Annotated in this window: 8 protein-coding genes and 2 tRNA genes; 7 read left to right on the forward strand and 3 right to left on the reverse strand. The window is 50.7% G+C overall.

The genetic code is table 11. The features are described 5' to 3' along the window. The first annotated feature begins 36 nt into the window (after positions 1 to 36). The 6 genes from tpiA (at position 37) to tgt (ending at position 4,556) form a co-directional block, all read left to right on the forward strand. Positions 37 to 798: a triose-phosphate isomerase gene (tpiA, locus tag BUC30_RS14310; RefSeq protein ID WP_073442932.1), complete on the forward strand. Its 762-nt coding sequence runs from the start codon at positions 37 to 39 to the stop codon at positions 796 to 798. A gap of 25 nt (positions 799 to 823) precedes the next feature. Next, complete coding sequence (gene secG, locus BUC30_RS14315; RefSeq protein ID WP_073442934.1) at positions 824 to 1,324, forward strand: preprotein translocase subunit SecG; 501 nt, start codon at positions 824 to 826, stop codon at positions 1,322 to 1,324. A gap of 149 nt (positions 1,325 to 1,473) precedes the next feature. Then, a complete protein-coding gene (murD, locus tag BUC30_RS14320; protein WP_073442937.1) occupies positions 1,474 to 2,835 on the forward strand; it encodes a UDP-N-acetylmuramoyl-L-alanine--D-glutamate ligase in 1,362 nt (453 codons plus the stop codon). 82 nt (positions 2,836 to 2,917) lie between these two features. Beyond that, positions 2,918 to 3,001: transfer RNA gene (locus tag BUC30_RS14325), tRNA-Leu, on the forward strand. A 185-nt stretch (positions 3,002 to 3,186) separates the two neighbouring features. Next, positions 3,187 to 3,270: transfer RNA gene (locus BUC30_RS14330), tRNA-Leu, on the forward strand. 146 nt (positions 3,271 to 3,416) lie between these two features. Then, complete coding sequence (gene tgt / locus BUC30_RS14335) at positions 3,417 to 4,556, forward strand: tRNA guanosine(34) transglycosylase Tgt (RefSeq protein ID WP_014546993.1); 1,140 nt, start codon at positions 3,417 to 3,419, stop codon at positions 4,554 to 4,556. 179 nt (positions 4,557 to 4,735) lie between these two features. On the opposite strand, the gene BUC30_RS14340 is transcribed toward tgt, so the two are convergent. Then, on the reverse strand, positions 4,736 to 7,462 hold the full coding sequence (locus BUC30_RS14340; protein WP_244536669.1) for a cellulase family glycosylhydrolase: 2,727 nt from the start codon (positions 7,460 to 7,462) through the stop codon (positions 4,736 to 4,738). 238 nt (positions 7,463 to 7,700) lie between these two features. After that, positions 7,701 to 9,833: a pectate lyase family protein gene (locus BUC30_RS14345; protein WP_073442941.1), complete on the reverse strand. Its 2,133-nt coding sequence runs from the start codon at positions 9,831 to 9,833 to the stop codon at positions 7,701 to 7,703. Positions 9,834 to 10,059: 226 nt separating this feature from the next. On the opposite strand from BUC30_RS14345, the gene BUC30_RS14350 reads away from it, so the two are divergent. Further along, complete coding sequence (locus tag BUC30_RS14350) at positions 10,060 to 11,880, forward strand: glycoside hydrolase family 9 protein (protein WP_073442943.1); 1,821 nt, start codon at positions 10,060 to 10,062, stop codon at positions 11,878 to 11,880. Between the two features lie 131 nt (positions 11,881 to 12,011). Here the strand turns inward: BUC30_RS14350 and BUC30_RS14355 are convergent, their stop codons facing one another. Next, positions 12,012 to 13,328 carry a pyridoxal phosphate-dependent aminotransferase gene (locus tag BUC30_RS14355; RefSeq protein ID WP_073442945.1) on the reverse strand — a complete coding sequence of 439 codons (1,317 nt, stop codon included), beginning with the start codon at positions 13,326 to 13,328 and terminating at the stop codon, positions 12,012 to 12,014. Positions 13,329 to 13,377: the final 49 nt, after the last annotated feature.

Genomic DNA, 13,377 nt, shown 5'->3' on the forward strand with positions numbered 1-13,377 from the left:
CGCGCGTTAAATTTTAAACCTCTCAAGGAGTTAATTATGCGTCAGTATATCATTGCTGGTAACTGGAAGATGAACAAGACCGTTAGCGAATCCGTTCAGCTCGCTAAGGATATCGTGGAAGCCGTCAAGGACGTGAAGAAGACCGAAGTCGTTATCGCTCCGACCTACCTCGCCGCTGCTAAGGTTGCAGACGTCATCAAGGGCACGAACGTGAAGCTCGCTATCCAGGACATCCACTGGAAGGACCAGGGCGCATACACGGGTAAGGTTTCCATTGACATGGTCAAGGAAATCGGTGCTGAATACGTGATCATCGGTCACTCCGAACAGCGTCAGTACTTCCACGAAACGGAAGAAACCGTGAACCTCAAGGTCAAGAAGACTCTCGAAGCTGGCCTCAAGCCGATCATCTGCATTGGTGAAACTCTCGACCAGCGCAACGGCGGCATCCTCAAGGAAATCCTCGGTCTCCAGATCAAGGGTGCTTTCAAGGACGTTTCTGCTGAAGACGCTGCAAAGTGCGTTCTCGCTTACGAACCGGTTTGGGCAATCGGTACCGGCGTTACCGCTACGGACGAACAGGCTCAGGACACTCAGGCTTACGCACGTTCTGTCGTGAAGGAAATCTACGGCGAAGCTGTTGCTGAAGGCATGCGCATCCAGTACGGTGGCTCCATGAAGGGTGCAAACGCTCCGGGCCTCCTCGCTCAGAAGGACATCGACGGCGGTCTTATCGGTGGTGCAGGCCTCAAGGCTGACACCTTCAAGGCAATCATCGACGCTGCTGAAGCTAAGTAACTTTTAACGAAAGGAAACGTCACTAATGACAACTCTCTTTTGGGTATTGATCGTCCTCCACGTGTTTCTCTGCTTCTTCCTCGCACTCCTCGTTCTCGTCCAGAACGACAAGATGGGCGGTTTGGCAGGAATCGGTGGTATGACTTCGCAATCTGCATTTTCTACCGCTGGCGCAGCGACCTTCATCCAGAAGTTGACTCGTGTCGTTGCTGTGATTTTCTTCATCGTGGTTTTTGCTCTTGGTCTCATCACGGCTAAGCAGGATCAGGCTGTCGAAGAATCCGCTATGCAGAAGGCAACACGCGAAAGCGCTGCCGAACAGGCACCGGAAATTCCGACACTTCCGGCTACATTCAACGCTCCAGCTGAAGCAGTTCCTGCTGCACCGGCTGCCGCTGAAGTCAAGGCTGAAGCTCCGGCCACACCTGCTGCCGAAGTAAAGACCGAAGCCGCACCGGCTCCTGAAGCTGCAGCTCCGGCAGAAGCTCCGAAAGCTAAGAAAGGCAAGAAGAAAGCCGCAAAGTAAAAGTTTAGATTGACTTGGTTTCAAGTCGGTCAAACCGCATTCAGAAGTCCGCCCTCGAAAGAGAGCGGATTTTTTTGTTTTTGATTATCTGAGCGCCCACATTTGGTAAGGGTTGCTAAATTTTAATCGGAATTACATCAAGGATTTTTATGCAGAACACACTCGTTTCTCCGGTTGGAATTTTAGGTTTTGGCGTTGAAGGCCAGAGCACGTTGCGTTACCTTTTCCGCGAAGGCGTCAAGGACATTGTCGTGATGGACAAGAACCCGGTAAACTTGCCGGAAGTCCCCGCAGGCGTGAATGTCAAGGTTTGCAGTGGCGAAAACTATTTGGATGGTCTTAAGGATTGCGTGACGGTCGTGCGTTCGGCAGGCGTTTATCCGATGAGCAAGGAGCTGTTCCAGTTCCAGATGAACGGCGGGCTCATGACGAGCCAGATTCAGCTTTTTTTAGAACAAACTCAATCAAAAGCAACCGTAGGTGTCACGGGAACACTCGGCAAGGGTTCTACTGTGAGCATGATCAGCCACATTTTGGACAAATGTGGCAAAGCGAACGCCATCGGCGGAAACTTTGGCGTGCCGGCTTTGGACTTGCTCGAAGACGAGACTCCAGACCGCATCAGCATCTTGGAACTTTCGAGTTTCCAGCTTATGACTTTGTCCGTATCGCCGGATGTAGGCGTTGTTTTGCGCGTTTCGACAGAACACTTGGATTGGCACAAGAGCGTTGAAGAATATCGCGATGCAAAGGCAAATCTTGTGCGTTGGCAAAAGCGCGAAGGCACATGCGTTTATCTGAAAGACGCAGAACCGACAGCTAAGATTGCATCGGAAAGCCCGGCCAAGACAAAGTACGCCGTCAGCCTCGCTGATGGCGCAAGCAATGGTGACGGAGACGCCGTAATTGACGGCGCTACACTTACGATTGACGGCGTGACGCTGTACCTCGCCGACTGCAAAGTGCGCGGCATCTACCAGCTCGAAAACATGGCAGCAGCAACGCTCGCCTGCAAAGCTTTGGGCATAAAAGTCGCCGATGCGTTTGAAGCACTCAAGAGCTACGAGACACTCCCCTTCCGCATGGAATTCAAGGGAGAAAAACGCGGTATTGAATTTTATAACGACAGCTACGCCACTCGCCCAGACGCTACGATTGCAGCAACCGGCAGCATGAAGCGTCCGTTTGCGTTGATTCTCGGCGGTTCTGAAAAGAATGCCGACTTCACGGAACTTTCAGAGATTCTCGTAAAGCAGCGCCCGAACCTGAAGCGCGTGGCACTCATCGGCGCGACCGCCGAACGCATGCTCGCCGACTTGAAAAAGGCAGGCGTGGATGAAGCGGGAATCAAGACAGCCATCTTCCCCACACTCGAAGAAGCTTTTGCTGATAGTTTGAACATAGGCGAAGGCGGAACGGTAATCATGAGCCCCGCATGCGCAAGCTTTGGGCTGTTCAAGAATTACAAAGTCCGCGGACAGGTGTTTGATAAGCTCGTTGAAGGGGTTTAAAATTTTTTTATAAAAATGCGCACAAGCCCCTTTACAAGATCAAACATTTAAACTAAATTTGTGCCGTTCCGCTAAGGACCACGCGGTCGTGGTGGAATTGGTAGACACGCTAGCTTGAGGTGCTAGTGGGAGCAATCTCATGACAGTTCAAGTCTGTCCGACCGCAGAAAAAGACTCGATGAAAATCGAGTCTTTTTTTCATTTAGTTTAAAACGCAAATCAAAACGCGTATGCCGACCCCGGCACAGAGGCCGGGGTGACATCGTCAAAAAAAATTCAATTATTTTTGCAACAAGAGTTTCCAAAATCAAAAAATTATACTATCTTTGTGTTCGTTCCGCTAAGGACCACGCGGTCGTGGTGGAATTGGTAGACACGCTAGCTTGAGGTGCTAGTGGGAGCAATCTCATGACAGTTCAAGTCTGTCCGACCGCAGAAAAAGACTCGATGAAAATCGAGTCTTTTTTCATTTAGTTTAAAACGCAAATCAAAACGCGTATGCCGACCCCGGCACAGAGGCCGGGGTGACAGAGCAAAAAAATGTCTTCACATCCATTTCATAAAATTCTACATTTGCGAGCATGAACCGTTTTGAACTGAAAAAGACGTCGAAGAAATCCAAGGCCCGTCTGGGTGTTTTGCACACCGACCACGGCGACATCCAAACGCCGATTTTTATGCCGGTGGGCACCGAAGCAACCGTAAAGGCTGTAACGCCCGCACAACTCAAGGAAGACATCAAGGCACAGATTATCCTCGCAAACACGTACCACTTGTACTTGCGCCCCACAACGCCCAAAATCGCTGCCGCAGGCGGCATCCACAAGTTCATGAGCTGGAATGGTCCCGTGCTCACGGACAGCGGTGGATTCCAGGTGTGGAGTTTGAAGGAACTTCGCAAGATCAAGCCCGAAGGCGTTGAATTCAGAAGCATTCTGGATGGTTCTAAGCACTTTTTTAGCCCAGCAAGCGTGATGAACGCCCAACGCGAAATCGGCGCGGATATCATCATGGCGCTCGACGAATGCACACCTTACCCGAGCACGGTCAAGGAAGCGGAACACAGCTTAAACTACACGCTCCGCTGGACCGCCGAAGCAATGGAATGGCTCAAAGAACACCCGCCCATCCACGGTTACGATCAGCAGTTCTTTGGCATTATCCAGGGCGGAATGCACACACATTTACGCAAGCAGGCCATCGAACGCATCGCGGAACTCGGCCCCGATGGCTACGCCATGGGCGGACTTTCGGTCGGTGAACCGACCGAAACGATGTACGAGATTGCAGACTTCTGCACCGACTACTTGCCGACAGACCATCCGCGCTATGTGATGGGCGTCGGAACGCCGTGGAACTTGCTGGAATTGATCGGTCGCGGCGTTGACATGTTCGACTGCGTGATGCCCACGCGAAACGCCCGTAACGGCATGCTCTTCACAAGCGAAGGCGTGCTCCGCTACAAGGCAGCCCGCCACGCCGAAGAATACGACAAGCCGGTCGACCCCAATTGCGACTGCTATTGCTGCCGCAACTTTAGCCGAGCCTACTTGCGCCACCTGCACCACGCCGGCGAATCGCTCGGCTACACGCTCGCCAGCATCCACAATCTGCACTTTTACCTGCACTTGATGCAAGAAGCGAAAGACCACCTCGCCGACGATACATTCGAGGAATGGGCAAAAGCGAAGTGCGAAGTTCTTCAGAGAAACCTTGAGTAAAAGGCGCCCCCGGAACAAGTCCGGGGTGACAGCCTGTGTCCTTCCGCCTTCGGCGTCAGGATGACAGCTTTGGGGAGGGCGTGAGCCCTCCCTTGTCATAGATGCAAAAACGCCCCGGACTAAATGTCCGGGGCGTTTTTGATGGTTACTTAAGCGCTCCGCGAAGGAGCGCATCAGTCTTACTTGATGGAGATACGAGCAGTCTTTGCTGCACCGTTCATCATCACACGCACAACGTAGTTGCCGTTAGCCATGTTCTTGAGAGAGAACTGGTTTGCACCGGCAGAGACGTTAGCAACGCGGCTGTCAACAACGTGACCCATCATGTCGAACACCTGGATACGAGCTTCACCAGCCTTGCTGAAGTTCACGTTGAGCATATTGCCCTTGAAGCCGACCTTGATGCCGCTAGCAGCGCGAGCAACAGTCTTGAAGCCGACCTTCGGCACTTCGACGCACTTGAGATCATCCACATAGAGGTAGTTGATTGTCGGCTGATAGACAATGCCCTTGTAGCCAATGACTTCCCAAGCCATCTTCTTGATAGCACCCCAGTTGAGGTCCTTCGGATCTTGAGTCCAGTTCGGCTGAGCAATGTCTTCGACATTGATGACCATGGTCTTCCAAACCTGGGAATCATCAAGCGGATATTCGTGGTAAGCGTAGTCCGTCACAGAACCATCCTGAACCTTGAAGGTATGAGCGGAACCCTTGTAACGGTAGCTGATAGCACCGCACTTGCTCAAGTCAATACCCTTGGAGGTATCAGCATTCGTGTTGAGGCCGAGAGCCACAAACGGAGCTTCAGTATAAGTTCCCTGATCCCAATTGATGTCCTTCAAGCCAACATAACCCTTAGTGCCATTCGTCGGATCTTCAGTACCCGGGAAGGCAACCACATAGCCACCAAGCTTCTGGTCATAGACGTTAGAAATAGAGGACTTTCCACCCGGTTCCTTATCCGTGTAAGCATACCAGGTACCCGTTGTCTTGAGAACTTCATCAAGATCTTCAACGTCGTCGATATCAACAATAGTCTTGTAGGTTACCGTAGCAGAAGAACCCGGAACGATTGCGCTAGAAGAAGAGACTGCCTTTGCGCTGCTAGAAGAACCAGCAACAACAGAAGAAGAACTCTGACCAACTGCAGCACTAGAAGAGGACTTCGGAGTTTCGCTAGCACCACCGCTAACAGCAGTGAAGGAAAGACCGTCGCACTTCACGTCATCCACATAGAGGTACGGATACTTGGGCTGGTTCATATCGTCCGGAACCTTTTCGAGGCCTTTAATTTCCCAAGAAAGACGAGTTGCGTTTTCCATCTTGATCGGCTTAGAGCGAGAATCATCACCCCAAGTTTCCTGCTTCAACATGTCCGTCGTAATTTCGACTTCCTTCCAGCCTTCAGAAGCGTCCTTGTTCACGCGATGATAGTTGTAGTCGGTAACATCGGTCGTTTCGATTGCGAAGTTATGGCTTGCACCCTTGTACTTGTACTTGATGGTCTTGCACTTGGAGAAATCTGCATAAGCCTTCGGGGAATCCTTTGCCGGTTCCTTCAAAAGCGTGAGGAACATCTTGATATACGGACCGTAAGTAAGGGAACCCTTACCGATCTTAACATCCTTAAGGGCTGCAACATACTTGGACGTATTCTTGGTATCGCCGCTGACCGGGTAGACAACCTTATAGGTCGTGTTGCCAAAGTCATCTTCAATCTTTTCGTTAGAAATAGAGCTTGCACCACCGTTTTCCTGGTCTTCAACAGCAGCCCATGCACCACCGAGGTAACCGTAACGGTCGCCATCTTCCATATCATCGAGAATGGAAGTCGTAGCGCCATTGGCAACGCCAGCAGAGAAGCCACTTTCTTCAGAAGCAGAACCATTCTGGAGGCCGCAATCCTTATAAGATGCACCACCGAGCTTGCCCTTCACATACTTACCAGAATTGGTGTAAGTGAAACCGTTTTCGAACACGGCATTAGCAAATGCAGCAGAAGTTTCGTTCATGGCAGAAGCGTTCCAGTTTGTCCAGGACACGCCCTTCTGAGCCATCCATTCTACCCACTTGTTGCTGGAGCCTTCGTCCGGCTGGCCATCACCGTTAGCATTGACGGTACCCCATTCGGTAGCAAACACAGGCACGCCTGCAGCCATAGCCGTTTCTGCAGCCTTGTTGTAACCGCCATCGCCCATATAGTGAGTTGCAGCATAGAAATGGAGCGTGCAGCCATAGTTCTTGTCGTTGATGCCTGCGGAAGCGCAAGCATTCGGCTGGCTGGACCATCCCGGGCTACCCACGAGGATGAGGTTATCAGAATACTTACGAATTACCGGAATAACCTGATCGGCATGCTGCTTCACGGCTTCCATGCTTCCGGTCGGTTCGTTCCAAATTTCGAAAATCACGTTGTTATACTGGCCATATTCCTGAGCTGCGTATTCAAAGAACTTGACAGCGTCAGACGTAAAACCGTCAGAGCTTTCGATGTGCCAGTCGATAATCACGTAAATGTCTTTGTCAATGGCAGCGTTCACCACAGACTTGAGCAAAGCCTTCTGGAAGCCTTCGCCACCCGTCGTGTAAGAACGGCCCGAGCTATTGAACTTTTCGTCGGCGGCACCAAGAGCAAAACGCACAACTTCGATACCCATGTCATCAACCAAGCGGTTGATGCCCTTTTCGGAGTAGAAGTCGGTAGAATAGGTGTTGCCCGAGCTCCAGAAGAGGCTCATACCCTTGACCTGAACAGCCTTTTGAGAGTATTCCGGGCAAGAACCAGAAAGCTTGCCACCATTTGCGACGAGTTCACCGTATGTGCTCACAGGGCCAACACGGCTTGCAGTAACTGCCATAGCAGAGGTTACGGCAGCGCACGTCAATAATGCGAAGACTTTTTTCATAAACATCCTTTTGGGTTCACCCAATCTCCGCAATCACAAATCCCAAGCGAAAGATATATAATATGGGTTTACTATAGTTGTAATTAATTTGGAAACATTCAAAAATGCTCAAAAAACGGCATTTTGATTAAAAATGTTTACTAAAGTCAGTAGTCATCAGTCAATGGTCAATAGTTTTTTAAAGCCCCCAAAAGATCCTTCAACCAAAGACTAATGACCAACAACCAATGACCAATAACTAGTTTTTCACGAACTTCATGGTCTGCAAGCCAAGAGAGGTCTTGAAGCGGACGATGTAAACGCCAGCGCGAAGCATGCTCAAGTCAACAACACGTGCGTATCCTACATTCGTGTAACCAGCAAAATTGACGCGACTACCATCGATACCGACGATATCCAAACGGATGACGTCTGAGGTTCCGATGACAAGGCTAGACGTGCGGGAATCGTAGAAGATTTCGCGAGATACCATCGGCATCACATTTGCGAGACCGATCGTCCCTTCTGAACTTGAACTTTCGACCTTTTCGCTGCTGGAGCTAGAGGAAGATTGCGTTTTTTCACTTGACGAAGAGACCACGGAACTGGACGAAGATTTCGGGGTTTCAGAAGAACTCGAAGACTTTGCAGAACTTGAACTTTCAACCTTCACGCTGCTAGAGCTAGACTTCGGAGATTCGCTCGACGAACTCTGTATGACGCTGGAGGAAGAATATTCCACCACTTCCCCATTGCTGCCCTTATAAGCCATGAGAGCATCTTTGAGCGCCTGGTTCACGTCGGAGGAAGCATCATCAACAGAATTGTCAAAAGTCCACTTGAAATCGCCACCCTGCAAACGACCTGCATAAGCACGCACGTTCGCCACAGCCTGTTCTGGAGAATCTGCCGTGTAGCTGTACATGATGGACTTGTCCGTATCAAAGTTGTTGTACGTATTTTCGCCTGAATAGGACTTTACGCTAGACGGCACCTGAGCATCGCGCGAGGTCACCACGTAGGCGTCGAAATCGACCTTAGAATCAATATCGCCAATTGCAGTTTCCGCACCCTTGAGAACATATTTGCTTGCACCATACGGAATGAACGTGTAGGAGCCTTCCATGTAGTTGTTGTAAGCCTTGATTGTACCGCCCGCTTCCTTGCTGAACGTACCGTTGTTCGTCGGATCGCGCTTAGTGCCGCTCGCATAGACGTCGGTCCCCTGCAACGAGGTCATCATCGGATACTTGCAATTGCGGAAGTAGTTTGCTTCCATGAACACGGACGAACCAAGCGTAGAGCCTGCGCCGTACTTGGCATTGCCATCGTAATAGTTGTTGTACACATGGGCGCTGTAGTAACGCACACGCGGATGACGGCTATCGGAATGATCGTACCAGTTATGGTGATACGTGATGTAATAGCCCCCATCGGCACCTTCCTTAAGACCGAGCAAATTTGACTTGCCATTATCCCAGAAATGGTTGTAGCTAAAGGTCACATAAGTCGATAGCTTGCAATCCAAGGCGCCATCGCCCTTGACCTGGTCCTTGTCGCTACCCGCATGGCCGTAGAAAAAGTCATTGTTGTGGACCCAGATATACTGGTTATCCTGCTGGAGCGTGATGTTGTCGCCTTCGTCGGAATCAACATTCATAATGCCGATGTTTCGGATTTCCAAATCCTGGGTTCCTTTGACGCGGAAACCCCAGCCATTTGCAGTCGCATCATTACCGATGCCTTCAACAGTCATCGAAAGGCCCTCTTTTTTGCCCATATCGATGGTGATGTCGCCCTTGTCGGTCACTTCGGGGTCCGTCACATTTCCCAGGAGACGAATCACCAGCGGGCGCTTATCATAGCCCTTCTTGAACGAAGTTAAGATATTTTGGAGGCCCACACTTTCCGTAACGGCGCCCTTGTTGCTCGTGACGACATCCAGCTTGACCGTGTTCTTTGTCGATTCCGAAATGTAGAGGACGACAGCTCCCGATTTGAGCGTACCGTCTGCGTTATAGGCGCCCGGAACATGGCCGTTGCTAAACGCGAATCCAGCGCGGTCATGCGCCTTGACCGTCAGCGACTTGGATGTGGTCGAAGCAGTCTCCTTGCCACCCTTGACGGATGCAACCTTCAGCGTGTAACTCCCAGCCTTGAGGCCCACCACGTCCACGCGGTACTTGGAACCGTATTTGCGGATGAGCGGAGCATCCACCTTGACGTCACTAGCACCAGCGCCCGAATAATAGACGTTGTAGCTATCGGAACCATCAGATGCCCATTCAGCATAAGCCGATTCTAAAGCACCAGAAGCTGTCTGAAGAGAAACTTGTGCGTTGGCAACAACAAAAAGACCAGCACACGCGAAAACAGAAACAACGTGTTTCATAAAACATCCCACCACAAAAAGGGCTAAACAATAGCCCCACACCAAGGATTAATATAAAACGTTTGTCAATTTTTCGCAACATATTTTTTCATTGCATTGAAAAAGTTACATAAACGGCGCATTTTGATATATTCCCCAAAAGTGAATTTTATTTTGCGTGAAAATTTTCCATAAAATTTTATATTGTGGACGCTACAGTGTGGATGGGAAACCTTAGAGGATGACAATGTTAAAAAAGTCTTTTTTAGCAGGCCTTGCTGTATTTGGCCTCGCATTCACCGATAGCTTTGCTGCTTTGAGCACGGACGATTACGTCGAAGCGGCTTGGATGACCACACGATTCTTTGGAGCGCAGCGCTCTGGTCAAGGTCCGAACTGGATCTTGGACGGCACGAATAATCCGACCAGCTTTACAAAGGATAGCTACAACGGCAAAGACGTGAGCGGTGGTTGGTTCGACTGCGGCGACCACGTGATGTACGGTCAGTCCCAAGGTTACTCCTCTTACGTTTTGGCACTCGCATTTGCCGAATTTACGACAGGCTTTTACGACCTCTACACTGGCGATTACACCGACTATAAGGCTAGCAAGGATTACACCCGCAAGGGCGGCAAGCCTAACGACGTGCGTGACCTCCTTGAAGAACTCCGCTATGAAGCCGATTTCTGGGTCAAGGCAGCAATCGACGAAAACAACTTCGTGACCGTGAAGGGAAACGGCAACCAGGACCACATGAAGTGGGTGACTGCAGGTGCCATGAGCAAGCTCGGTACTGGTGACGGTGGCGAACCGCGCGAAATCACAGGAAACGCCAATGACGCCTACACGCCGGGTATGGCTGCAGCAATGCTCGCCGTGATGGCACGTATCGATCCTGATGAATCTGCACGCGCCAAGTACTTGAAGGCTGCAAAGACTGCATTTGCCTATTCCAAGAAGCACAAGGGCGTTACGAATTCCCAGGGATTCTACGAAAGCAGCTGGTGGAACGGCATTTGGGAAGACGGTCCGTTCCTTGCCGCATTGGAACTTTACCGCACGACCAAGGAAGAAACTTACAAGACCGAAGCCAAGAATTTCTACGACAAGATTGACTTCGGCAAAAACGGATTCTCCCGCTTTAGCTACCCGGATGCAAGCCCGCTCTCGGACCTTCTCGGCGAATTCGTTTTCGGGTGGAACCCGCTCGGTGACTACGCCGGCGTGCAGAACTACCTCGACAACATGTACCTCAACGTCACGGACAGCAAGGGTATTTTCAACAAGGACGCCAAGGGCCCGGGTACATTCCCGACTCGCTCTCCGGCAGGCGGCGCATACCTCTACGCCCTTTACGCCAAGTTTGCAAAAGACGATTCTTACGATGAAGCCATCGAAAAGAATATTGCATTCCTTCTCGGCGATAACAGCAATAAGAAGTCCTACGTTGTCGGTTTCAACCGCAATGGCGCAAACGCTCCGACAAGACCACATCACCGCGGCTACTATGGCAACGAAGACCCGGGTCGCGATGTGAACGGCGCAGGTTCTCCTCCGGAAAAGAACAAGCTCTTGGGCGGCATGATTGCAGGCGACTTCACAAGCGGCAGCCACAACGGTTCTACAGCAGACTGGCAGGTAAACGAAGTTTGTGTGGACTTGAATGCTCCGCTCGTCGGCGCACTCGGCTACATCTTGAGCAAGAAGGCTCCGGTGGAAAAGGTCGCAAGTGACGTTGAAGACCCAGAAGAACAGAAGAAGAAAGAAGAAGAGGAACGTAAAAAGAAAGAGGAAGAAGAAAAGAAGCACCAAGAAGAAGGGATCATTTCTGGTCGCGTTTTGAATACAAATGCATTCAGCATTGTGCGCAGCACTTCCTCGATTACGATCAACAGCGCAAATTCTGTTCCGTTCAAAGTTCAGGTTTTCGGTCTTAACGGCAAACTTGATCAGGAATTCACTAGCAAGGGAGCAACCTTGAATGTAAGCCTCAAGAATAAGGGCATGCAGATCATCAAGGTTACCTCCAAGAACGCCACCAAGACGTTCAAGGTGAATAATTACTAAAGCGGCTCCGCCGCAGTTACTAGTTATTAGTCAATAGTTACTAGTAGAAAATGTCATTGCAAGAGTGCGCGGCACTCGAAGCAATTTGATCGAATTTAGAAGCCCGTGCAAGATGCGCGGGCTTTTTTGCGTTATTGCTTAATGCGTTGAATCGCTTCTTTGAAAATCGCAGGGTCTTGCAATAAGCTCATCACGACCCAACCGTCTTCGTCAAAATCAAAAAAGAAGCCCGGCTGCACAAGCACATGCTTTTCACGCAACAAGCGGAGCGTGAGCTCTTCATCGTCTTCGCCGAGACGCACAACGGCGTACCAGCCGCCGAGAACTTCAGGGCAATACTTGGACGGAAACGCTTCGCGAAGCGTCTGCCAATTTTGTTGCAAGCGATCGAGGACTTTAGATTCGTAAGCAGAAGCCTTAGGCAAAAGCGAAATGCCAAGCGCCTGCGCAGGTGCAGAAACGCTCAAGTATGCGTCTTCGACGAATTCGAGAGCCGCGCGAATTTCTTCGAAATTTTCGCGCGGAGCGTAGAATGCCATCCAGCCGAGCTTTAGCTGCGGCGAACCAACGGCTTTGCTTAAGCCGTTCAGCCAGAAAATCGGGCATTTTGGACCGTCTTCGGGAAGATTGATAAAGTCGCCTCCACCCGCATCCCAGAGATCCATCGACTCCACTTCGTTTCGCTCAGGATGACACGAGTCAAAAACGTATTGCCAAGTGCGGGAAACTTTATCCGAGAAGGCGTAATCGCCGAAGACTTCATCAACGACGAGAATCATGTTGTTTTCTTCGCAGAATCGCACAGCCTCGTTCCATTCTTCACGCGAGACGCAATGACCCGTCGGGTTATGCGGCGAGACGAGCAACAAGATTTTCGCACGCTCCGGCGCCGCCAAGAGGCTATCGGAATCTAGGACAAAACGGAAACTCGATTTTACTGGATTCTTCGCTCCGCTCAGAATGACGTTTTTTTTCGCCTTAACCGGTTGCCGTACAAGTTTCAAGAAGTACGGTGCACAATCCAAATGTTCAAGCTGCGCAAGCGTATCAAGTAGCGGATAGCCTGGCATCGGCGTCAAAATCACATCGCCCGGATCGCAGAACGTCTTGAAAAGCACAGAATAAGCTTCGCTCGTACTTGCGGTAAGGATGATCTGCCCTGCCGTAAAGTTACCACCGCGTTCACGGTAATATTCCACCACCGCCTCGCGTGCCGATTTCCAACCCGCCGCATCTGGACTCCAGTTGCCAAAAGCTTTACGACCTTCATCAACCGCATCATCCAAATCCACCGGCAAGCCAGCCTTCACAGGCGAGCTCACCGTCATGTCGATAAACGGAAGCGAGTTTGCTCCGACGCACTCTGCAAGAACATCGGCCTTGGCGCGTTCCAATTCATCAAAGAACGGCGACGGAGAAAGATCTTTAGGAAGTCGAGATGAAAGCATGGTAGCTCAAATCTAGCAAATGCAAATGGCCCTCTGAAATCCGACTTCC

Source organism: Fibrobacter sp. UWB7, from assembly GCF_900142945.1.
Lineage (GTDB): Bacteria > Fibrobacterota > Fibrobacteria > Fibrobacterales > Fibrobacteraceae > Fibrobacter.